This window comes from Stenotrophomonas sp. PA-6-5C, from assembly GCF_021605635.1.
GTDB lineage: Bacteria > Pseudomonadota > Gammaproteobacteria > Xanthomonadales > Xanthomonadaceae > Stenotrophomonas > Stenotrophomonas lactitubi.
On the sequence record NZ_WKEE01000018.1, the window covers coordinates 39,282 to 59,582 of the forward strand.

General features: G+C 67.0%; 20 protein-coding genes. 11 read left to right on the forward strand and 9 right to left on the reverse strand.

The annotated features are described in order from the left end of the window. Positions 1-69: 69 nt before the first annotated feature. The 4 genes from GIW57_RS09955 (at position 70) to GIW57_RS09970 (ending at position 2,523) form a co-directional block, all read left to right on the forward strand. Positions 70-648, forward strand: coding sequence for a TetR/AcrR family transcriptional regulator (locus tag GIW57_RS09955; protein WP_236510376.1), 579 nt, complete (start codon positions 70-72; stop codon positions 646-648). Positions 649-835: 187 nt separating this feature from the next. Continuing rightward, positions 836-1,213, forward strand: coding sequence for a VOC family protein (locus GIW57_RS09960; RefSeq protein ID WP_236510379.1), 378 nt, complete (start codon positions 836-838; stop codon positions 1,211-1,213). Next, positions 1,210-1,959, forward strand: a complete 750-nt coding sequence (locus GIW57_RS09965) for a hypothetical protein (protein ID WP_100460414.1) — start codon at positions 1,210-1,212, stop codon at positions 1,957-1,959. The genes GIW57_RS09960 and GIW57_RS09965 overlap by 4 nt, the downstream gene beginning before the upstream one ends. 48 nt (positions 1,960-2,007) lie before the next feature. Next, complete coding sequence (locus GIW57_RS09970; RefSeq protein WP_236510382.1) at positions 2,008-2,523, forward strand: hypothetical protein; 516 nt, start codon at positions 2,008-2,010, stop codon at positions 2,521-2,523. A 45-nt stretch (positions 2,524-2,568) separates the two neighbouring features. On the opposite strand, the gene GIW57_RS09975 is transcribed toward GIW57_RS09970, so the two are convergent. The 6 genes from GIW57_RS09975 to hutI form a co-directional block, all read right to left on the reverse strand. Further along, positions 2,569-4,677 (reverse strand): TonB-dependent receptor, encoded by a 2,109-nt coding sequence (locus GIW57_RS09975; RefSeq protein ID WP_236510385.1) that lies wholly within the window; start codon positions 4,675-4,677, stop codon positions 2,569-2,571. Positions 4,678-4,867: 190 nt separating this feature from the next. After that, positions 4,868-6,304: a serine hydrolase domain-containing protein gene (locus GIW57_RS09980; RefSeq protein ID WP_236510388.1), complete on the reverse strand. Its 1,437-nt coding sequence runs from the start codon at positions 6,302-6,304 to the stop codon at positions 4,868-4,870. A 149-nt stretch (positions 6,305-6,453) separates the two neighbouring features. Beyond that, positions 6,454-8,121, reverse strand: a complete 1,668-nt coding sequence (hutU, locus tag GIW57_RS09985; protein ID WP_236510391.1) for a urocanate hydratase — start codon at positions 8,119-8,121, stop codon at positions 6,454-6,456. After that, complete coding sequence (gene hutG, locus GIW57_RS09990; protein ID WP_236510394.1) at positions 8,118-8,972, reverse strand: N-formylglutamate deformylase; 855 nt, start codon at positions 8,970-8,972, stop codon at positions 8,118-8,120. The genes hutU and hutG overlap by 4 nt, the downstream gene beginning before the upstream one ends. Then, the gene (gene hutH, locus GIW57_RS09995) at positions 8,969-10,510 is read right to left on the reverse strand and encodes a histidine ammonia-lyase (protein WP_236510397.1); all 1,542 of its coding nucleotides are present in this window, start codon (positions 10,508-10,510) and stop codon (positions 8,969-8,971) included. Before hutH ends, hutG begins: the two co-directional genes overlap by 4 nt. Next, entirely contained in the window at positions 10,507-11,730 is a 1,224-nt protein-coding gene (hutI, locus tag GIW57_RS10000) for an imidazolonepropionase (RefSeq protein ID WP_236510400.1), read from the reverse strand. Before hutI ends, hutH begins: the two co-directional genes overlap by 4 nt. A 67-nt stretch (positions 11,731-11,797) precedes the next feature. Between hutI and GIW57_RS10005 the strand changes: the two genes are divergently transcribed. The 4 genes from GIW57_RS10005 to GIW57_RS10020 all read left to right on the forward strand — a co-directional run bounded on the left by GIW57_RS10005 (position 11,798) and on the right by GIW57_RS10020 (position 14,596). Next, the gene (locus GIW57_RS10005) at positions 11,798-13,168 is read left to right on the forward strand and encodes a formimidoylglutamate deiminase (protein ID WP_236510403.1); all 1,371 of its coding nucleotides are present in this window, start codon (positions 11,798-11,800) and stop codon (positions 13,166-13,168) included. Positions 13,169-13,196: 28 nt separating this feature from the next. After that, complete coding sequence (hutC, locus tag GIW57_RS10010) at positions 13,197-13,925, forward strand: histidine utilization repressor (protein WP_236510406.1); 729 nt, start codon at positions 13,197-13,199, stop codon at positions 13,923-13,925. An 86-nt stretch (positions 13,926-14,011) separates the two neighbouring features. Beyond that, complete coding sequence (locus GIW57_RS10015; RefSeq protein ID WP_089236063.1) at positions 14,012-14,194, forward strand: type II toxin-antitoxin system HicA family toxin; 183 nt, start codon at positions 14,012-14,014, stop codon at positions 14,192-14,194. 9 nt (positions 14,195-14,203) lie between these two features. Then, complete coding sequence (locus GIW57_RS10020) at positions 14,204-14,596, forward strand: type II toxin-antitoxin system HicB family antitoxin (protein WP_100460405.1); 393 nt, start codon at positions 14,204-14,206, stop codon at positions 14,594-14,596. 46 nt (positions 14,597-14,642) lie between these two features. Here the strand turns inward: GIW57_RS10020 and GIW57_RS10025 are convergent, their stop codons facing one another. The 3 genes from GIW57_RS10025 to GIW57_RS10035 form a co-directional block, all read right to left on the reverse strand. Beyond that, positions 14,643-15,659: a restriction endonuclease gene (locus GIW57_RS10025; RefSeq protein WP_236510409.1), complete on the reverse strand. Its 1,017-nt coding sequence runs from the start codon at positions 15,657-15,659 to the stop codon at positions 14,643-14,645. A gap of 237 nt (positions 15,660-15,896) precedes the next feature. Continuing rightward, positions 15,897-16,388, reverse strand: coding sequence for a phasin family protein (locus GIW57_RS10030; RefSeq protein ID WP_100460403.1), 492 nt, complete (start codon positions 16,386-16,388; stop codon positions 15,897-15,899). Between the two features lie 81 nt (positions 16,389-16,469). Then, complete coding sequence (locus GIW57_RS10035) at positions 16,470-16,745, reverse strand: polyhydroxyalkanoic acid system family protein (RefSeq protein ID WP_236510410.1); 276 nt, start codon at positions 16,743-16,745, stop codon at positions 16,470-16,472. 124 nt (positions 16,746-16,869) lie between these two features. On the opposite strand from GIW57_RS10035, the gene GIW57_RS10040 reads away from it, so the two are divergent. The 3 genes from GIW57_RS10040 (at position 16,870) to pheA (ending at position 20,259) form a co-directional block, all read left to right on the forward strand. Further along, complete coding sequence (locus GIW57_RS10040) at positions 16,870-17,679, forward strand: FHA domain-containing protein (RefSeq protein ID WP_236510413.1); 810 nt, start codon at positions 16,870-16,872, stop codon at positions 17,677-17,679. A gap of 252 nt (positions 17,680-17,931) precedes the next feature. Then, on the forward strand, positions 17,932-19,017 hold the full coding sequence (gene serC, locus GIW57_RS10045) for a 3-phosphoserine/phosphohydroxythreonine transaminase (protein ID WP_100460400.1): 1,086 nt from the start codon (positions 17,932-17,934) through the stop codon (positions 19,015-19,017). Between the two features lie 51 nt (positions 19,018-19,068). Continuing rightward, positions 19,069-20,259: a prephenate dehydratase gene (gene pheA, locus GIW57_RS10050; RefSeq protein ID WP_025878757.1), complete on the forward strand. Its 1,191-nt coding sequence runs from the start codon at positions 19,069-19,071 to the stop codon at positions 20,257-20,259. Positions 20,260-20,301 lie beyond the last annotated feature (42 nt).

Consider the following 20,301-nt stretch of genomic DNA (forward strand, 5'->3'; position numbering starts at 1 on the left):
GGTTATTACGACTGTTATAGAACGGTCGATACGCTAGTCTATGACGACTGTCTTAGCAAGGAGCCTGCCGTGAGCCCGCGATCGTCCGATGCCCCCCAGCGCGTGATCGATGCTGCAGCGCAGATGCTCGCACGGGTGGGCCTCAATGCCACCAGCATCCGCGAAGTGACCAAGCTGGCCGAAGCGCCGCTGGGGTCCACGTATCACCACTTCCCGGGCGGCAAGCAGGAGCTGCTGGCGCGGGCCACCACCATGGCCGGCGACAAGGTGGAGGCGCTGCTGATCGAGCTGTTGAAGGGCGGTGCAGTGCAGGGGTTGCAGCAGTTCCTGGCACTGTGGCGCGAGCGCCTGCTGCGCACCGGTTTTCGTGCCGGCTGCCCTGTGCTGGCGGCGGCTGTCGAGGAGCCGGTGGAGGCTACGCCGAGCCAGCCGCGTGCGGCGGCCGCCGAAGTGTTCGTGCGCTGGCAGGGGCACTTGGCTGCTGCCTTCATTGCCGATGGCCACGAACCTGCTGCAGCGAACGGGTTGGCCAGCCTGGTGATCGCCAGCGTGGAAGGGGCGGTGGCGATGAGCCGCGCAGTGCAGGACATCGCCCCGTTCGACCAGGTGGCTGCGCAGTTGTTGAAGGCAGCTGCACCACCCGCTTGAATCACCCTCGCCGGGAGACGCATCGCGAGTCCTGGCTGGTTGCCACGATGGATCGGTTGCAGTGTCGCCGCCTGCATCGTCGCCCTGCATTGCAGCATCCGGTGGGCAGGTGGGTTGGCAGGCAGCGGCCGCGATTCGTGGTTACAATCCGCCAACCATCACCCGCGTGCCAGGCAAGGATGTCCGCATGCTGCACCATCTTTCTTTCGGGGTTCGCGATCTGCACGCTGCAGGCCGCTTCTATGATGCAGTGCTCGCAGCGCTTGGCTATCGCCGCGTCTTCGAAGACGACACCGCGATCGGCTATGGCCTGGTCGACGATGAAGACCTGCTCTGCCTGAAGCTGCGCGACGATGCGGCTGCGCCGGGGCCCGGCTTCCATCTGGCGTTTGCGGCAACCACGCGCGCGGCTGTTGATGCCTTCCATCGTGCTGCGTTGGCAACCGGAGGCCAGGACAACGGACCTGCGGGCCTGCGCCCGGATTACGACGACCGTTACTACGCCGCGTTCGTGATCGATCCTGACGGCCATCGCATCGAGGCGGTGACCAAGGCGGCGATATGAGCAACCGACGCCCGCCCGTTTCCATGCCGAGCAGCCGCAGCACTGAAGCGATGCACGCACGCCGGCAGCTGCAGCATCGTGGCTGGCCACGGTTGCAGATGGCCCTGATCGTCGTGCTGACCGGTGCTGCGGGGTTCCTCGCCTCGCACGTGCTGCGCCTGGCGGGCATGGACGCGATGCTGCTGCGCTATCCACTGGCCGTGCTGATGGCCTATGGCGTGTTTCTGCTGCTGATGTGGATCTGGATCCGTTGGCGCTGGGATGCGGTGGCCGACGGATTGGGTTCCGGGCCCGGCGGCGGTGGCAGCCCGGGATCGCCGTGGACCGGCAGCGGCGGGCATTCCGGCGGTGGTGGCGCGTCCGCTTCCTGGGGCGAAGCCGCAGCGTCTTCCAGCACGAGCGCCGACAGCGCGTCGTTGCTGGACGTAGCCGACGGCGAGGCAGGCCTGCCGCTGCTGGCCGTTCTCGGCATCATCGCGCTGGTGGCTACGGTGCTCCTGGCCAGTGTCTGGGTGGTGTGGTCGGCGCCGGTGCTGATGGCCGAACTGCTGGTGGATGCGGCCATCGCCGGTGGTCTGTACAAGCGTATGCAGGGCATGCAGGCGCAGGGCTGGTGGCGACTGTGCCTGTCCCATACGATCTGGCCGCTGCTGGGCCTGCTGGTGTTCTTCGCCGGTCTGGGCTGGCTTGCGCAGGAGCTGGCGCCCGGTGCGGTCAGCCTGATGCAGGTGTTCAAGGCGTTGTAGCAGGATCTGCCACGACGTTGAATTTCAATCAAACGCAAGGAGAAGCGCATGGATGTCGCTGCACGCAGTAACAGGAAGTTCGTTGGTTGGTTGATGGTGGCGATGCTCGCGCTGTTGATGCCCTTCGCGGTGACGGCCCAGTCGGGGCCCACAGCGGCCCCGCCCGCAGCGGAGGCGGCCGCAGAAGAAGCCCAATGCCGCGCCTGCACCTATGCACGCATCGGGTACAAGGTGGACATCGGCCTGGTGTCGCTGGTGTCGTTGATGGTGGTTGCCCTGCTGGTCGCCATTTCCCGCGAGTGGGGCACGACTTCGCAGCGCTGGACCTGCCGCACCATGGCCGTGCTGCTGGTGGGAATGGGACTGGCCCTGCTGTGGTGGGCAGGCAGCATCATCTACCTCGGTTACAACCCTTGGCAGGAGGAGGCCGCTCGGCTGGAAGCTGCATTGACCTCCACACTGCTCAGCACATCGCCGAAGTGGCTGGCGGGGTTGCTGATGATGGGCTTTGCGCCATCCATCTGGAAGCGCAGTGAGCGCCTGCCTGCGTGGCGCATCGGCTGACCTGGAATCGCGGCGCCGGCTCACGTCCGGCGCCGCCTGCAGCAATCAGTCGAAGCGCCAGCGCACGCCCGCATACACGCCGCGGCCTTCGCCGGGCGTGGAGCGCGCCACGTCCTTGCCGGCATCGTTGTAACCGGGGGTGACGGTGGCGGCGTAATGGCGGTCACCGATGTTGCGCATCTCCGCCCACAGCTGCCAGTGGCCGCCCGGTGCGTCGTAACCGATGCGGCTGCCGAAGATGACGTGGCTGTCGGCCCAGTAGCTGTTGGCGTAGTCCACCGCGATGCGCGAGGCGTATTCGGTGTTCAGTGCGGCATACAGACCCGAGGCGTGGTCGAAGCGCAGTTCGGCCTGGTAGGCATGGCGCGGCAGACCCGGCAGGCGGTTGCTGCCGAAGCGAGTGTCATGGCGATAGCGGAAATCGCTGAAGGTGTACGCCTGGCGCAGCGACAAACGGCCCGGTGCGGCCTGCCACACGGTGCTGTCCAGTCCGGCCTCGATGCCACGGTGCACGGTGGGGCTGGCGTTGTTCTCGGCGATGAACAGGTTCGGCACCGGTTGCAGTTCCACACTCAGCAGTTCGTGGTTCACGTGCGCGTAGTAACCGGTCAGTTCCCAGCGGCCCACCGCGGCGTCGCCGCGTGCCCCCAGTTCCAGCGTGGTGGCGGTCTGGTTCTGCATCGGCACCGGCGCGCGCTGGCGGCCGCTGGACGGGCCATTGCCGGGCCCGAAGTACTGGTTCGAACCCCAGATCATCGACCATGGATGTGGCGCTTCCACCGAACGGCTGAGGTTGCCGAACCACTGCGTCTGCGGCGTCTGTTGCCAGGTGAAGCCCAGCCGCGGCGCGTAATCCCAGTCGTGGTCGCGCAGGCGGCCACCACTGCTCGGCCAGGTGACCTGCACATCGCGGCGGGTGTTGATAAGCGCAAAACCGGTCTGCACGCGCAGGCGCTCATTCACGGCCAGGTTGTTGCCGATATGCAGCGTGCCGTCGGTGCCGTGGTGGCGGAAATCGCGCGTGCGGGTGCCGGCGGCATAACCGTTGTTGGCATAGCGCAACGACTCGCGCACATCGGCATCCAGGTCATGGGTAACGCGCAGGCCGATGGTGGTCTCGCTGTCCAGACCGAGCAGCGTGTGCCGGCGGCGGTAGTCCAGCGTGGCATTGAGGTTGGCGTAGTCCAGCTGCTGGCGGTACAGGCTTTCGTTCAAGTCCATCGGATACTTGTGATAGACCAGCCCGGCCTGCAGCGAGGAATCCTCATCGATCTGCAGCGTGGTGACATTGCCCACCCAGGTGCTGCCCGGCTGCGGACGGCGCGCATCGATGGCCAGGTTGGCCGGGTTCGCCGCGCGCGGATCGTTGCGGATCTGTTCGCGGGTCAGGCGCCCAGGTGTTTCGTGGTTGGTTTCGCGGTAGCGCACGAAGAAGCGGGTCTGCAGGTCGGGTGTGATCTGCCAGCCGATGTTGGCCATCGCGCCCTTGCCATCGCCGGACGCATGCCGTTGGTAGCCGTCGAATTCGGTATCGGTATAAGCCAGGAAGTAGTCGACGTCACCGCTGACGCCGCCCCAGCTGAGGCCGCGCTTCTGGTAGCCACGGCTGCCGGCTTCGTAGTGCAGCTGCACGCCGGCCGAATCGCGGCCACTGCGGCTGATGTAGTCGATGGCACCGCCCAGCGCCAGCGCGCCGCGTTCGAAGCCGTTCGCCCCGCGCAGTACTTCCACACGCGACAGCCACAACGGTTCCAGCAGTTCGTAGGGCGTGCCGCCCGGGCCGGTCAGCGGCAGGCCGTCGATCGATACCGCGATGCCGGAGGCATGTGCGCCCGGGCCACGGTTGATGCCCGAGCCGCGGATCGACACCTTGGCGCCTTCGTTGCCCGGTGACTGCGCACTGATGCCCGGCTGGTAGGCCAGCACATCGGCACTGCTGGACAGGCGGCTGTTCGCCTTGGCCACGTCGATGACGTTGCTGGCGCCCGGCACGCGCTTCAGCGCTTCGCGCGCCTGGGCGCTGGCATCGGCGGCAGTGACCTGCACCGCATCGAGGGTGGTGGCCTGTGGCGCGGCCTGGGCGGTAGTGGCGAGGCCGAGGGTTACGGCCAGGAACAACAGCGACGGGGTGGGGCGGTACGGCGAGAGCGGCATGCGGGAATGCTGTAAACCACGAAATTGGCGCGCAAGTTAACAGGTCGGCGGCGCCGCGTCACCCTCCACCTGCGTATGGCCGCCCGCAGTGTCCCTGTAGAGCCGAGCCCACGCTCGGCTATCGCGCGCAGCGCGGGTTTTCTCCAATCGCAACGAAAAGCAGCCGAGCATGGGCTCGGCTCTACAGGGTTTACGGCGAAGGCTTCGCCAGCGCCTTCGACTTCGCATACAGCCGATCAGCGGTTTCTTTTTCGCCCAGCGCTGCGTGGCATTCGGCCAGGCTGTCCCAGGCATTGGCCGAGGTGGGATACAGCGCGGTGTTGAGGGTGAAGACCTTCAGTGCGGGTCGATCACCCAGATTGTTGCGGATCGCGTAGCCGGTCGCGTTGATGCCTCGCTCCAGCTCATTGGAAGGAATGCCACTGCTCTCGCGCAGCCATGCACGCAGGGTGACTTCACTGCCGCTGTCGCCGCCCAAGGCGTAGCCGATCAAGCGTTCGGCCAGTGCCGCATGCGGAAACTCGCCCGGCGCAGCCACCGCCATCGTGCTTTCCACCAGCGTGCTCGACCAGACATTGCGGGCACTGCCATTGGTCAGGTACACGAACACCCAGTAGCCGCCGGCCAGCGTGCCCTTGTAGGCCAGCCGTGCCCGCACGCGGATGCCGCCATCGTGGCCGACCTGCGTGTAGCCGTCGCTGCGGGTGGTATCCCAGCCGGTGGAGAAGAAGTTGCTGCCTCCACCGGTCAGTTCCTGTGGCTCCCACAGTGTTTCCAGCGTGGCCGTGCGCACCAGCTTGCCGGTCGCCAGCGCCTGCAGGAAGCGGTTCATGTCGCCGACGGTGGTCTGCAGGTCGGCATGGCCCCAGCCGTAGTTCGGCCACGGATCTTCGTTGGCCAGCTGCAGTTGGCCGTCCTTGCCGATGTAAGGCACGGCCGCGCGCTGCGCCGGCACGCTGGCCGTGCCCCACGAGGTGCTGCGCATCTTCAGCGGTTGCAGGATGCGTTCGCGCGCGATGGCCGGATAGGGCTTGCCGTAATGGGTTTCCAGCAACGCGGTCAGTACCAGGTAGTTGGCCTGGGTGTACTGCACACGGCTGCCCGGGACGAACTGCATCGGCGCCGAACCGGCGACCTTCAGTGCGGCGGCGAGATCGGGTGCGAGGCCGTTGTAGCCCTTGCTCACCCAGTGTTCGCCCTTTCGCTCGTAGTACTCGGAGATGCCGGAACTGTGATTGAGGAAATCGCGCAGGCGTATCTCCTGCCACGCGATGGGCAGGCCTGGAACATAGTGGCTGGCCGGTGCATCCAGATCCACCTTTTCCTGGTCCACCAGCTGCATCACCAGGGTGCTGGTGAGCAGTTTCGCTAGCGACTGCGCGGCGAATATGGAATCGACGGTGGCGGGCGCGTGGGTAGCCGGATCGCGTTCGCCGCTGGCGCCCTGGTAGAACACCGTGCCGTTGTGCGCGACCAGCACTGCCTGCCCGGCGATGCCGTAGTGCTCGCGGTTGGCCTGGAGTTGTGCGTCCAGCTGCGCGGTGAGGTCGCCTGGAACGTCACGCGCCGAAGCGGGCAGTGCGATGGCCAGGGCACAGAGCAATACGGCAGCAAGCGTGCGGTACATCGCGATGTTCCGTCAGCGGCGATGGCGCATCTTGGTCACGGTGGGGGATAGGGTCAAGCGAGGAGGGCTGTGCCGACCAAGGTCGGCATCTACCAGAGCGATTCCCATCAGGCGGTGCCGGCCAGCGGCCGGCACTACCCCAAGTCGAATCAGCCGAGGATTCCCGGCAGATCCAATCCCTTCTCCTTCGCACATTCAATCGCGATCTCATACCCCGCATCGGCATGGCGCATCACGCCGGTCGCCGGGTCGTTCCACAGCACGCGTGCAATCCGCTTGGCTGCCGCTTCAGTGCCATCGCAGACGATCACCATGCCGGCGTGCTGCGAGAAACCCATGCCCACGCCGCCGCCATGGTGCAGCGACACCCAGGTCGCGCCGCTGGCGGTGTTGAGCAGGGCGTTCAGCAGCGGCCAGTCGGACACTGCATCCGAGCCGTCGGCCATCGCTTCGGTTTCGCGGTTCGGCGAGGCCACGCTGCCGCTGTCCAGATGGTCGCGGCCGATCACCACCGGCGCCTTCAGCTCACCATTGGCAACCATCTCGTTGAAGGCCAGGCCCAGGCGATCGCGATCCCCCAGCCCGACCCAGCAGATGCGCGCCGGCAGCCCCTGGAACTTGATCTTCTCGGCGGCCATGTCCAGCCAGCGGTGCAGGTGCGGGTTGTCCGGAATCAGCTCCTTCACCTTGGCGTCGGTCTTGGCGATGTCTTCCGGGTCGCCGCTCAGCGCCGCCCAACGGAACGGGCCGATGCCACGGCAGAACAGCGGGCGGATGTAGGCCGGCACGAAACCCGGGAAATCGAACGCGTCCTCGACACCTTCTTCCAGCGCCATCTGCCGCAGGTTGTTGCCGTAGTCCACGGTCGGCACGCCCAGTGAGTGGAAGCCGAGCATGGCGCGGATGTGGTTGGCCATCGACGCACGCGCGGCCTTCTCCACTTCCTTCGGTGCGGTTACGCGCTTGGCATCCCATTCTTCCACCGTCCAGTCCTGCGGCAGGTAACCGTTGACCGGGTCGTGCGCGGAGGTCTGGTCGGTCAGCAGGTCCGGCTTCACGCCGCGGATCAGCAGTTCGTCCAGCACGTCGGCGACATTGCCGAGCAGGCCGACCGACAGCGGCTTCTTGGCGGTGCACGATTCTTCGATCAGGCGCAGCGCCTCATCCAGATCGTCGGTCCAGGTATCCAGGTAGCCGGTACGCAGGCGCATTTCGATGCTGCTCTTGCGGCATTCCACCGCCAGGCACGAGGCGCCGGCCATCACGGCGGCCAGCGGCTGCGCGCCGCCCATGCCACCCAGCCCGCCGGTGAACAGCCACTTGCCTGCCAGGCTGCCGTTGTAGTGCTGGCGGCCCATTTCCACGAAGGTTTCGTAGGTGCCCTGCACGATGCCCTGCGCGCCGATGTAGATCCAGCTGCCGGCGGTCATCTGGCCATACATCGCCAGGCCTTTCTTATCCAGCTCGTTGAAGTGGTCCCAGTTGGCCCAGCGTGGTACCAGGTTGGAATTGGCGATCAGCACGCGCGGTGCATCGGCATGGGTGCGGAACACGCCCACCGGCTTGCCAGACTGCACCAGCAGGGTCTGGTCATCGTCCAGGCGCTTGAGCGTTTCGACGATGGCGTCGAAGCTCTCCCAGTCGCGCGCCGCGCGGCCGATGCCGCCGTATACCACCAGTTCCTGCGGCCGCTCGGCCACGTCCGGGTGCAGGTTGTTCATCAGCATGCGCAGGGGCGCTTCGGTCAGCCAGCTCTTTGCGTTCAGCATGGTGCCGGTCGGCGCGGCGATGGTGCGGGACGGGTCGTTGCGGGTCATGCGGCGCTCCGGTTCGTAGCGAATTCAAGGCAGGCGTTGAGCACCTGCGCCAAGGTGTGGCGCAACGGTGCGGCGTGGTCGGGGTCGAGCGGGGTGGGCCAGCTGTGCTCGTCCACCTGGTCGGGCAGAGGCTCGTGCATGTAGCCGCGGCAGGCCAGCTCCATCTGCAGGCTGTGCACGCCACCGGCAATGCTGCTGTAGTGGCGGGTGATCCAGCCGCCCTTGAAGCGGCCGTTGCGCACCTGGCTCATGCCGCTGATCTTCAGCAGATTTTCGACAACGTCGCTCAGCGCGTTGTCGCACGAAGTGTCCGGCGCACCGGACGGCCCGGCAGTGCCGAGGTTGAACTGCGGCAGCTCGCCATCGAACAGGTGCGGGATATGCGAACGGATCGAATGTGCGTCATACACCACTATGGTGCCGTGGCGTGCCCGCAGGCGTGCGATCTGCTTGGCCAGTGCGTCGTGGTAGGGCGCGAAATACGTATCGCGACGTCGGGCGATTTCCGCTTCATCCGGTTCGCGACCCGCGTGGTACAGCGGCTGGTTGTCGAAGGTGGTCAGCGGGCACAGGCCGGTGGTGTTCTGGCCCGGGTACAGCGACACGCCACTGGGATCGCGGTTGAGATCGATCACTGAACGCGAGATCGCCGAACGCACCGTGGTCGCGCCCATGCCGCGCGCGAAGTCATACAGCTCGTGCACCCACCAGTCGGCATCGCGACGCGCCAGCCACGGCGAGTGGTAATCGCCGATCAGGTCATGCGGCAGCTCGCTGCCGGTGTGCGGAAAGCTGACGATCAGCGGGGCATCGCCCTCGTGCACGGTCAGCCAATCGGGGTGGGCATTCATGCCTGCGGTTCCACGGTCGGCAGCAGCTCGCCCAGACCATTGGCCAGTGCACCGCTGCGAACCAGATCGGTCGCGATCACCATGTCCGGGTGGAAGTAGCGATCTTCTTCCAGCGTCGGCACCTGTGCACGCAGGGTGGCGCGCACGGATTCCAGCGCGGCGCTGGAGCGCAGCGGCGCATGGAAGTCACAGCCCTGCGCGGCGGCCAGCAGCTCGATGCCGATCACGTTGGCCGCGTTCTCTGCCATCTGCATCAGGCGGCGTGCGCCGTGCGCTGCCATCGACACATGGTCTTCCTGGTTGGCCGACGTCGGGATCGAATCGACACTGGCCGGGTAGGCGCGCTGCTTGTTCTCCGACACCAGCGCAGCAGCGGTCACCTGCGGAATCATGAAGCCGGAATTCAACCCCGGGCGCGGCGTCAGGAACGCCGGCAGACCGGACAGCGCCGGGTCGACCAGCATCGCCAGGCGACGTTCGCTGATCGAGCCGATCTCGCACACCGCCATCGCCAGCATGTCGGCGGCAAAGGCCACCGGCTCGGCGTGGAAGTTGCCGCCGGACAGCGCCTCACCGGTTTCGGTGAACACCAGCGGATTGTCGGACACGCCGTTGGCTTCGATTTCCAGCGTGGTCGCGGCCTGGCGCAGGATGTCCAGTGCCGCACCCATCACCTGCGGCTGGCAGCGTAGGCAGTACGGGTCCTGCACGCGTACGTCGTTGTCGCGGTGTGACTCGCGGATGCCCGAATCCTGCATCAACGTGCGCAGCGTGGCGGCGGTGGCGATCTGCCCGCGTTGCCCGCGAAGGGCATGGATGCGCGGATCGAACGGCGTGTCCGAGCCCTTGGCCGCTTCCACCGACAGCGCGCCGGTGACCAGCGCGGCCTGGAACACGGTTTCGATTTCAAACAAGCCGGCCAGTGCGTACGCGGTGGAGAACTGGGTGCCGTTGAGCAGGGCCAGGCCTTCCTTCGCGCCCAGTTCCACCGGCTGCAGGCCGGCGCGTGCCAGTGCGTCCACGGCAGGCAGGCGCTCATTGCCAACGAAGGCCTCGCCGACGCCGATCATCACGCTGGCCAGGTGCGAGAGCGGCGCCAGGTCGCCCGAAGCACCGACCGAGCCCTGCGCCGGCACCACCGGCAGCACGCCCTTCACCAGCATGGCTTCCAGCAGCAGCAGCGTTTCCTCGCGCACGCCGGAAGCACCTTGGGCCAGGCTGACCAGCTTCAACGCCATCATCAGTCGCACCACATTCGCCGGCATCGGCTCGCCCACGCCCGCGGCATGCGAAAGCACGATGTTCCGCTGCAGGGTGGCCAGGTCCTCGCGTTCGATGCGCACGCTGGCCAGCTTGCCGAAACCGGTGTTGATGCCATACACCGGTGCGCCCTTGGCAACGATGGCAGCCACCGTCGCAGCGCTGGCGCGTACCGCCGGCAACGCGGCCGGGTCGAGCGACAGCGGCGCACCGCGATACGCCTGCCGCCACTGGGCAAGGGTGACATGGCCGGGGCGAAGAACCAGGGTGTTGCTCATGTGTTGCTCCAGGAGGCAGGCAGGTCGGGCTGTCCGCGCATCACGCGCGCGTGCAGCGGGTTGAATCCAATGCGATAGACCAGGTCGGCGGGCGCGTCGATGTCCCAGATCGCCAGGTCGCAGTCCATGCCGACGGCCAGGCGGCCGATGCGCTCGCCATGGCCCAGCGCGCGCGCCGCTTCACGGGTGAAGCCGGCGATGCATTCGTCCACGGTCAGGCGGAACAGGGTGGCGCCCATGTTCATCGCCAGCAGCGGGCTGGTCAGCGGCGAGGTGCCCGGGTTGCTGTCGGTGGCCAGCGCCAGCGGTACGCCGGCCGCGCGCAGCGCAGCGATCGGCGGCAGGGTGGTGTCGCGGGTGAAATAGAACGCGCCAGGCAGCAGCACGGCGACGGTGCCGGCGGCGGCCATCGCGGCAATGCCGGCGTCGTCCAGGTGTTCGATATGGTCGGCCGACAGCGCACCAAAACCGGCCGCCAGTTCGGCGCCATGCTGGTTGCTCAGCTGTTCGGCGTGGATCTTGATCGCCAGCCCGTGCGCGCGCGCGGCTTCGAAGACCTGGCGTGCCTGTGCCGGCGAGAACGCGATGTTCTCGCAGAAGATGTCCACGGCTTCGGCCAGGCCCTCGGCAGCGATGGCGGGGATCATCACCTCGCACACCTCGTCGGTGTATTCCTGCGCCTCGCGGCCCGGCGGCACCGCGTGCGCACCGAGGAAGGTCGGCACCACGTTCACCCGGCATTCTTCGCCCAGCGCGCGGGCCACCTGCAGCTGCTTGCGCTCGTCCTGCAGGGTCAGGCCGTAGCCGGATTTGATTTCGATGGTGGTCACGCCTTCGGCACGCATCGCCAGCAGGCGAGGGCGACTCTCGTGTGCCAGCTGCTCTGGCGAGGCGGCGCGGGTGGCGCGCACGGTGGACACGATACCGCCACCGGCACGGGCGATCTCGGCATAGCTCACGCCCTGCAGGCGCTGCTCGAATTCGTTGGCGCGGTTGCCGGCGTAGACCAGGTGGGTGTGGCAGTCGATCAGACCCGGTGACATCCAGCGGCCTTCGCCGTCGATGCGGGTGGTCGGCTGCAGGTGGGCATCGCTGCCGGCGGGGCCGACATGCACGATGCGGCCATCGGTGGCGGCCAGTACTGCATCGCGCAGGACACCCAGCCCCTCGCCATCGAGGGTCATCAGGTGGACGTTGGACCAGAGGGTATCGACGTGCATGGCATCCACAACGCGGCTGTGCTTATATGTCTATACAATATAGGCGTCCAATTCGGGTTGTCCAGCCATGTCCGATTCGCGTTCCCCGCACTCCTTCCATGCCGCCCATGCCCTGTTGGCCGACGGCTGGGCCGCCGATGTCCGCCTGCAGGTGCAGGAAGGGCGCATCGCCGCGGTCACGCGTGGGCAGGCTGCGCAGCAGGGCGACACCCGCGTGGACATCCTGGTGCCGGGCCTGCCGAACCTGCACAGCCACGCCTTCCAGCGCGGCATGGCGGGGCTGACCGAGATCGGCGGCGGCGACGGCGACAGCTTCTGGAGCTGGCGCGAACTGATGTACCGCTTCCTCGCCCATCTGCGCCCGGACGCAGTGCAGGCCATCGCCGCCCAGGCCTACATGGAGATGCTGGAAAGCGGCTTCACCCGCGTCGGCGAATTCCACTACCTGCACCACGATGCCGATGGTCGCCCCTACGCCAACCGCGCCGAGATGAGCGTGCAGATTGCCGCTGCGGCCGGGCAGACCGGCATCGGCCTGACCCTGCTGCCGGTGTTCTATGCCCACGCCGATTTCGGTGGCGCGCCGCCGAACCCGGCACAGCGCCGCCTCATCCATGACGTAGACGGGTTCGCACAGCTGCTCGATGATGCCCGTACCGCGCTGGCCACGCTGCCCGATGCGGTGCTCGGCATCGCACCGCACAGCCTGCGCGCAGTGACCGGCGACGAGCTGAGCGCGCTGCTGCCGCTGACCAACGGCCCGGTTCATATCCATATCGCCGAGCAGGTGCGCGAGGTCGAAGCCTGCCTGGCATGGAGCGGCATGCGCCCGGTGCAGTGGCTGTACGAACATGCCCCGGTCGACGCGCGTTGGTGCCTGGTGCACGCCACCCACATCACCGACGATGAGCGTGCGCAGATGGTCGCCAGCAAGGCCGTGGCCGGCCTGTGTCCGATTACCGAAGCCAACCTGGGTGACGGCCTGTTCCCGATGCAGGCCTTCGCGCGCGAGGGCGGGCGCTTCGGCGTCGGCTCCGATTCCAACGTGCTGATCGATGCCGCAGAAGAGCTGCGCCTGCTGGAATACGGCCAGCGCCTGACCCTGCGGGGTCGCAACGTGTTGGCCCCGGATGCTGGCCGCAGCACCGGGCGCTTCCTGTTTGAAGGGGCACTGCAGGGCGGTGCACAGGCGCTGGGCGTGGCTGCCGGCCTGCAGGTGGGTGCCAGCGCAGACATGATTGAACTGGATGCCGCGCATCCCGCGCTGCAGGCGCGACACGGTGACGCATGGCTTGACAGCTGGGTGTTCGCCGCACGTAATGGCGCGCTGCGATCGGTCTGGCGCCATGGCCGCCAGTGCGTGGCCGAGGGCCGCCACCTGCAGCGCGAGGCCATCACCACCGCCTTCGCCGCTGCCCTGCGTGGCGTGCTGGGCTGATCGCCTCCCACCATCGAGACCCCACTACGTGAAGGCCAGCAAGTCCGCCACGCTCAACCAGCGCATCCGCAGCGACCTGGAAAGCCGCATCCTCAGCGGGGAGTGGGCGCCGGGCTTCCGTATTCCGTACGAGCACGAGCTGATGGAGCAGTACGGCTGCTCGCGGATGACGGTGAACAAGGTGCTGACCGCGCTGGCCGAGAGCGGCATGATCGAGCGCCGCCGCCGGGCGGGCTCGTTCGTGGCCCGGCAGCCACCGCACCTGGAGCAGGTGGCGCTGGAGATCCCGGACATCGCGATGGAGGTCGGCTCGCGCGGGCATCAGTACGGCTACCGCCTGCTGCAGCGCGAACTGCGCCTGGCCGAGGCAGCCAATGCTGGTGAGGTGGAACTGGCCGGCAGTGAGCAGTTGCTGGCGATGCGCTGCCTGCACCTGGCCGATGGCCGGCCGCTGGCGCTGGAGCATCGCCTGATCAGCCCGGTCGGCGTGCCCGAGGTGCTGGACGTGGACTTCAGTACCACTGCGCCGGGCAGCTGGCTGCTGCAGAACGTGTCGTGGACGCGCGCCCAGCACCGTATCAGCGCCTGGGGCGCCGACGCCCCCACCGCCAAGCTGCTGGACGTGAAGCCCGGTACCGCCTGCCTGGTGATCGAGCGCCTGACCTGGCGCGGCGAACAGCCGATCACCCGCGTGCGTCAGATGTTCCTGGGGGATGCGTGGGATCTGGTTGCCCGCTTCGCGCCCGGAGCGCGATAGGGGCAGACTCACCGTTCTCCGCGGTGGTGCAGGCGCTGTCGTCTTGCGCTCTGTCGTTGCGTGTGTACGATGTGTATGGTTCCTGCATGAAGAGCGGGGACCTTATCCGGGAGCTGGAAGCGGCGGGCTGGTCCTGTCGCCGGATCCGCGGATCCCATCATGTGTTCGTGCATCCGCACCGGCCTCACATCATCACCGTTCCGCATCCCAAAAAGGATCTGGGAAAAGGGTTGGTACAGGCATTGCGGAAGCTTGCGGGACTGACGTAGGAAGCCCTCATGCGATATCCAGTCTTGATCGAGGCCGGCGATGAACGTACCGCGTGGAGCGTGATCGTTCCGGATCTGCCCGGCTGCTTCTCGGCTGCCGACACGCTCGACGCTGCGTTGACGTCTGCTGAGGAGGCGGCACTGGGATGGATCGATGCCGCGCTGGATGCAGGCCGCCCGATTCCGCGCCCTTCGTCGGCGCAGAAGGTGGTTGCCGAGGCCGATGAAGCAACCGCGTGGATCCTTGCTTACATCTGCATCGATCCTTCCTTGCTGGATGACACCATCGAGCGGGTCAATATCAGCCTGCCGCGCCGCATCCTTGCGCGCCTGGATGCGCAGGCCAAGGCGGCCGGCGAGTCGCGCTCAAGTTACATCGCGCACCTGGCGGCACAGGGCTGACGACGCGGTGGCCGAGCTTGGGCCCGGCCCCATACCCCTCAGCCCATCAATACGTCGCGCACTGCCGCCAGCGCACCGGCTCATCCACGCCGGGGCGGGCGTTGAGCTGCACGCGCACATTGCGCAGGGCAGGGTAGCGCAGCACTTCCTGGCACACGCGAGGCCACACGGTTTCCAGTTCGCCGGTGCGGTTGATCGCCAGTGTCTGCCGGGTCAGCCAGACGCCGCTGGCGATGCCGGATTGCCCCGCCAGCGCGTGGGCCAGTTCGGCCTGGTAGCGGTCCAGCGTGGCAGCGTCGGGGTTGGGATTGCTGCGCGCGTCGTCGGTGCTCTGCGGCGCCGGCGCGGCGGCCATGGGAGCAGGTGCATCCGCAACCTTGTCCGGCGCGGTGGGCGTCGGCAACGGCTGTGCGGCCGGGGGCGCGACAGGCGCGACGGCGGGTGCCGGAGTCGGATCCGCTTGTTCGCTACGCAGGCCCTGCAGGCCAAGCCCGACCAGCAGGCCCAGCGTCACTGAAGCCAGCGCAGCGATGGCGATGCGGCGCAGCGCTTCATGGCGGGCGATCGCGCGCACGCGGGTGTCAACATCGGTCGGCAGGTAGGGCTGCAGCAGCGGCCACAGACGCGGACCATCGATCACTTCCACCGCCTGCTTCTCTGCGGCGGTCAGACCATCGCGCTCAACCCGGCCTTCGGTGATCAGCATGCCGCCCTTGGCGCCCGCCAGTCGCGCGGCAGCGCCCAGTTCGTTCACCGCAGCGGTGCCGATGCGATAGGCCAGGCCGTGCTTGCACGACACCCGCCAGGTGTTCGGGCCGTCGCTGAGCAGGAAATCGCTGCTCGGCTCACGGCTTTCCTCGCTCGGGTCCTGCAGTTCACGCAGGCCGCGCTGCTCGCGCAGCATGCGCTTGATCAGGGTGGAGAACTCGCGCCAGTGCATGCCAGCCAAGGCCTGCAGGCCCAGTTGCATTTCGGTACGTCGGCGCTTGAACCACCAGAGGTAGACGGTGGCCAGGGTGCAGGTAAGCAGGGCCGACAGCAGGGCCAGAATCCAGGGAAGCATGCAGGGCGACGACGGAAGGGGCGAAAACGGAAGCCCACAGTGTAAAGGGCCGACCGGGCGATTGCGTCAGGGTGTCCCCGACAGCAAGCGTGATGCAGCCCGCAGATCTGCACGCGCCAGACACGAAAAACCCGCCAATCCTGAAGCCGTGAGGGGAGGGAACAAACGGCAGCCGAAGCGATTGGCGGGTTCTACGCGATTGTCAACGAAAATTTATTGCGTTGCAACAAAGGCGGTTCAGGGCGTGCTGCCTGGCGATTGGTGGCTGCCCGGCGAGGGGGCATCGACGTCGGTGGAGGCGCGGTGTTCCAGCTTGGCCAGGCGCGCGGTCAGCGCGTCGATACGTGCTTCCAGCGCGGTCACTTCATCGGCGGTCGGCACGTGCAGACGCTTGAGCACAGCCTGTACCTGGTCATCGAACGCCTTGTTGACCTTGCCCCACGTTCCGGAGGCCTTTTCCCGGGCTTCGTCCAGCGAGTGCTCGACGTTGTCACGCCAGCCCGGTTCCTGCTCGCCGCTACGCTCGCGGCGGCGGGCTTCCCAGGCTTCGCCTTCCTTCACCAGGCCATCGAAGAACCGGCCTCCTTCTGCCTGCGCGCGTCCCAGGGCGCCCAGTCCGGCCAGCCAGACCTGCTGTGCCGAATCGCTCAGCTTGCGCGAAAAGCGTTCTGCCTGGTCGCCGAAGCCGGCATCGTCGTCGCGGCGGTCGTCATTCTCGTAACGGTTCATCGCACTTCCCGGGGGAGTTGGGCCTACCCCCGAGAGTAGCGCGCGCCGACGTTGCTGGGCCGTGATGGCCGCAGCGCAGGTTCAGCCCAGCTTTTCCTTCAACACGCGTTGGATCTCGCTTTCGACCATGCCCTTCATCGCCGACAGCAGGAAGCCCAGCTTGGCCGTTACCCGCACCGCGCCCGGCTGCAGTTCGATCGCTCCGTCCACGCCGCTGCCGGAGAAGTTCAACACATCGGCGGCCCACGAGGATTTCAGGCCGAAGCGTTCACTCAGCTTGGCGGCAACCTGTTCGATCGCTTCGCGTGCCTGGGTGTCGGGCAGGCTGTGGGCGTGGCGGACATCGATGGTGGACATGCAGGCTCCTGGCGCAGGGCGGGGATCAATGAGAGGGCGAGCATTGTGCGCATCGACAGCGCCCACGCCAAGCGCTCATCGCAGGTTCTTCTTCGTGGGCGGCCAACCTGCTAGTCTGCGCCGCGTGCAGAACCTGCTAGTTCACTTCAGTCAACAACAACAGCCCGACCAGCCGCTGCGGCCCGGGGTGCAGCGCATCGTGCGCCAGGCAAACGGCAGTGTGCGTCTGGGCGATGCCGGCAACGGCGCGCTGCTGCTCGCGCAGTTCTGCATGGACGACCGCGGCCTCTGGCTGCAGGTCGGCAACGGTATCCGCGGCATCCACGTGAATGGCCGCCCGGTACGGCGCATGGCCCTGCTGCGGGCGGGTGACGCGGTATACGTGGACGGCGTGGAGATGGTCCTGCAGGGCGAGGTCGACACCCTGCTGCAGGCACCGGCGCCGGCCGCCAGCATTGAAGGCAGCGGTGACGAGCAGCGCCTGCTGCGCGGTGTCGGTGGCCTGCATCACGGCCGCAGCTACCCCCTGTCGCGCACGCGGGTGATCGGTCGTGGCAGCGATGTCGACATCGAGATCGATGAGCCTGCCTTCGCCGAACAGCACGCGCGGGTGGAAGTACACGGCGAGCGGGTATTGCTGCGTGACCTGGGCAGTGCCGATGGCACCCGGGTCAACGGCGTTGCCGTCCGCCACTGCTGGCTGCAGGCTGGCGACCAGGTCGTGTTCGATGGCCAGCACCGGTTCGTGCTGGAAGTGCCGCATGACCCGCGCCGACGCCCGCCGCTGGCCGATGACGAAGGCAGCGACGAAGCCGAACAGGCGCCCGTGGTGCCGGTCGCTCCGCGTCGGGTACGCCGCTGGCCGTGGCTGCTGGGTAGTGCGTTGCTGCTGGCAGCCGTGCTCAGCCTGCTGCTCTGGTTCGGCGCGCGCTGAGCTGCATCCGCCGGGCATGGCCCGGCCCTACCGGCCTTCGCTCTGGTAGATGCCAACCTTGGTTGGCACGTTCCCTCCGCACCCATGACGCCTGCCGGCGTACGCCAACCAAGGTTGGCGGCTACCAAGACCATGCACGGCCCCGCACCGCGCGCGGCAATGGATACGGATGCAACCAAATTTCCCTTGCGCCACTAGGCCGCAAGGCTGGTGCAGTGCGGCATACTAGGGGTCTTGCCCCACAGGTGTGCCATGACGCGCGCGTTCAACTTCAGTGCCGGCCCTGCAACGTTGCCGGAATCGGTCCTGCGCCAGGCGCAGGCGGAAATGCTGGACTGGCACGGTAGCGGTGCCTCCATCGTGGAAATGAGCCATCGCGGACCGGAATTCATGTCCGTGGCCGCCGAGGCCGAGGCCGACCTGCGTCGCCTGCTCGATATCCCCGAAGACTATGCGGTGCTGTTCCTGCCCGGTGGCGCCACCACCCAGCAGGCCTTGATTCCGCTCAACTTCGCCAGCCCCGGCCAGCGTGCCGACTACGTGGTCACCGGCCACTGGGGCAAGACCGCAGTCAAGCAGGCCAGCCCGTACGTGGACGTCAACGTCGCCGCCAGCAGCGAGGCCGAAGGCTATCGCCAGCTGCCCGAGCGCGCCGGCTGGCAGCTTTCGCCCGATGCTGCCTACGTGCACATCACCGCCAACGAGACCATCCACGGCGTCGAGTTCCGTGATGTGCCCGAGACCGGCAACGTGCCGCTGGTGGCCGATTTCAGCTCGTCCATCGCCAGCGAGCCGCTGGATGTACGCCGCTACGGCGTTATCTATGCCGGTGCGCAGAAGAACCTAGGTCCGGTCGGTATCGCGGTGATGATCATCCGTCGCGACCTGCTGGAGCGCAGTGGCCAGCCGCGCGCGGACATCTTCGATTACCGCTCGCACGTCGCCCGCGATTCCATGCTCAACACGCCGCCCACCTGGAACTGGTATCTGGCTGGCCTGGTGTTCAAGTGGATGCTCGCCGAAGGAGGCGTGGTCGAGTTCGCCAAGCGCAACGCCGCCAAGGCCGCGCTGGTGTACGGCGCGATCGATGCCTCCGGCGGCTTCTATCGCAACGAGGTCGCCCATTCGGCGCGCTCGCGGATGAACATCCCGTTCTTCCTGCCCAACACCGATCTCGATGCCCGTTTCGTCGCCGATGCCAAAGCCGCCGGCCTGCTGGCGCTGAAGGGCCACAAGGTGGTCGGTGGCATCCGTGCGTCGCTCTACAACGCCATGCCGCTGGCCGGGGCCGAGGCGCTGGTCGCCTTCATGGCCGATTTCCAGCAGCGTCACGGCTGAGCAATGAACGGCGCGCATCGTCGGGTGCGCGCCCCGCAGCAAGGAATTCCGATGGCAAGCAAACCCAGCAAGAAGGCGTCGAAGAAGGCCGAACCGGCCAAGGACAGCGCCACGTCCAAGCCCAAGGGCAAGTCGAAGGCAACCGCGGTGCCGACCCTGGCGCCACTGGCGCTGGCCGATGTGCGTTCGAAGATCGACCAGATCGACCGTGACATCCAGAGCCTGATCGCCGAGCGCGCACAGTTCGCCCACCAGGTCGGCAAGGCCAAGGGCAAGCTCGCCGCCGCCGTTGATTACTACCGCCCCGAGCGCGAAGCGCAGGTGCTGCGCATGGTGGTGGACCGCAACGAAGGCCCGCTCAGCGATGAGCTGCTGGTGCACGTCTACCGCGAAATCATGTCGGCCTGCCTGGCCCAGCAGGAGCCGCTGAAGATCGGTTACCTCGGTCCGGAAGGCACCTTCAGCCAGCAGGCCGTGCTCAAGCACTTCGGCCGCTCGGCGCTGGGCCTGCCGATGGCCAGCATCGAAGAAGTGTTCCAGGAAGTGGAAGCGGGCAACGCCGATTTCGGCGTGGTGCCGGTGGAAAACTCGGGGCAGGGCACCATCCAGATCACCCTGGACATGTTCCTTACCTCCAACCTGAAAATCTGCGGCGAAGTGGAACTGCGCGTGCAGCAGTACCTGATGTCGCGCAGTGGCCGCATCGAAGACATCGAACGCGTGTACGGCCATCCGCAGTCGTTCATGCAGACCTCGGCATGGATGCGCGCCAACCTGCCCAAGGCCGAGAAGATCCCGGTGGCCAGCAACGCCGAAGGCGCGCGCCGTGCGCGCAATGCCGACGACGCTGCAGCCATTGGCGGCGAGAGCGCCGGCCACGTGTACGGCCTGAAGAAGGTCGTCACCAAGCCGATCCAGAACGACGCCGACAACACCACCCGTTTCCTGGTGGTGGGCCGCAACATCTTCCCGACCTCCGGCCACGACCGTACTTCGGTGCTGGTGTTCATCCATGACAAGCCCGGCGCGCTGTTCGATGTGCTCAGCCCGTTCGCGCGCCATGGCATCAGCATGAACCGCATCGAGTCGCGTCCCTCGCACCACGGCAAGTGGGAATACGGCTTCTTCATCGATCTGGCTGGCCATATCGACGACGCGCCGATGCAGGCCGCATTGGCCGAACTGGAAGCGCACTCGGCGCAGATCAAGGTGCTTGGCTCCTATCCGGTGGCCGTGCCCTGATCCCTGCTGCGGCGGCTACGGCCGCCGCCCCTGATGCACCGC

What these genes read in the sequence shown, in the direction of transcription:
- GIW57_RS10025 (WP_236510409.1), bottom strand. Translation starts at nt 15,659, where the DNA reads ATGCTTCCCTGGATTCTGGCCCTGCTGTCGGCCCTGCTTACCTGCACC.
- GIW57_RS10005 (WP_236510403.1), top strand. Translation starts at nt 11,798, where the DNA reads ATGTCCGATTCGCGTTCCCCGCACTCCTTCCATGCCGCCCATGCCCTG.
- GIW57_RS10020 (WP_100460405.1), top strand. Translation starts at nt 14,204, where the DNA reads ATGCGATATCCAGTCTTGATCGAGGCCGGCGATGAACGTACCGCGTGG.
- GIW57_RS09970 (WP_236510382.1), top strand. Translation starts at nt 2,008, where the DNA reads ATGGATGTCGCTGCACGCAGTAACAGGAAGTTCGTTGGTTGGTTGATG.
- GIW57_RS09960 (WP_236510379.1), top strand. Translation starts at nt 836, where the DNA reads ATGCTGCACCATCTTTCTTTCGGGGTTCGCGATCTGCACGCTGCAGGC.
- GIW57_RS10015 (WP_089236063.1), top strand. Translation starts at nt 14,012, where the DNA reads ATGAAGAGCGGGGACCTTATCCGGGAGCTGGAAGCGGCGGGCTGGTCC.
- hutH (WP_236510397.1), bottom strand. Translation starts at nt 10,510, where the DNA reads ATGAGCAACACCCTGGTTCTTCGCCCCGGCCATGTCACCCTTGCCCAG.
- hutU (WP_236510391.1), bottom strand. Translation starts at nt 8,121, where the DNA reads ATGACCCGCAACGACCCGTCCCGCACCATCGCCGCGCCGACCGGCACC.
- GIW57_RS10030 (WP_100460403.1), bottom strand. Translation starts at nt 16,388, where the DNA reads ATGAACCGTTACGAGAATGACGACCGCCGCGACGACGATGCCGGCTTC.
- GIW57_RS09975 (WP_236510385.1), bottom strand. Translation starts at nt 4,677, where the DNA reads ATGCCGCTCTCGCCGTACCGCCCCACCCCGTCGCTGTTGTTCCTGGCC.
- pheA (WP_025878757.1), top strand. Translation starts at nt 19,069, where the DNA reads ATGGCAAGCAAACCCAGCAAGAAGGCGTCGAAGAAGGCCGAACCGGCC.
- serC (WP_100460400.1), top strand. Translation starts at nt 17,932, where the DNA reads ATGACGCGCGCGTTCAACTTCAGTGCCGGCCCTGCAACGTTGCCGGAA.
- hutG (WP_236510394.1), bottom strand. Translation starts at nt 8,972, where the DNA reads ATGAATGCCCACCCCGATTGGCTGACCGTGCACGAGGGCGATGCCCCG.
- GIW57_RS09965 (WP_100460414.1), top strand. Translation starts at nt 1,210, where the DNA reads ATGAGCAACCGACGCCCGCCCGTTTCCATGCCGAGCAGCCGCAGCACT.
- GIW57_RS10035 (WP_236510410.1), bottom strand. Translation starts at nt 16,745, where the DNA reads ATGTCCACCATCGATGTCCGCCACGCCCACAGCCTGCCCGACACCCAG.
- hutI (WP_236510400.1), bottom strand. Translation starts at nt 11,730, where the DNA reads ATGCACGTCGATACCCTCTGGTCCAACGTCCACCTGATGACCCTCGAT.
- GIW57_RS09980 (WP_236510388.1), bottom strand. Translation starts at nt 6,304, where the DNA reads ATGTACCGCACGCTTGCTGCCGTATTGCTCTGTGCCCTGGCCATCGCA.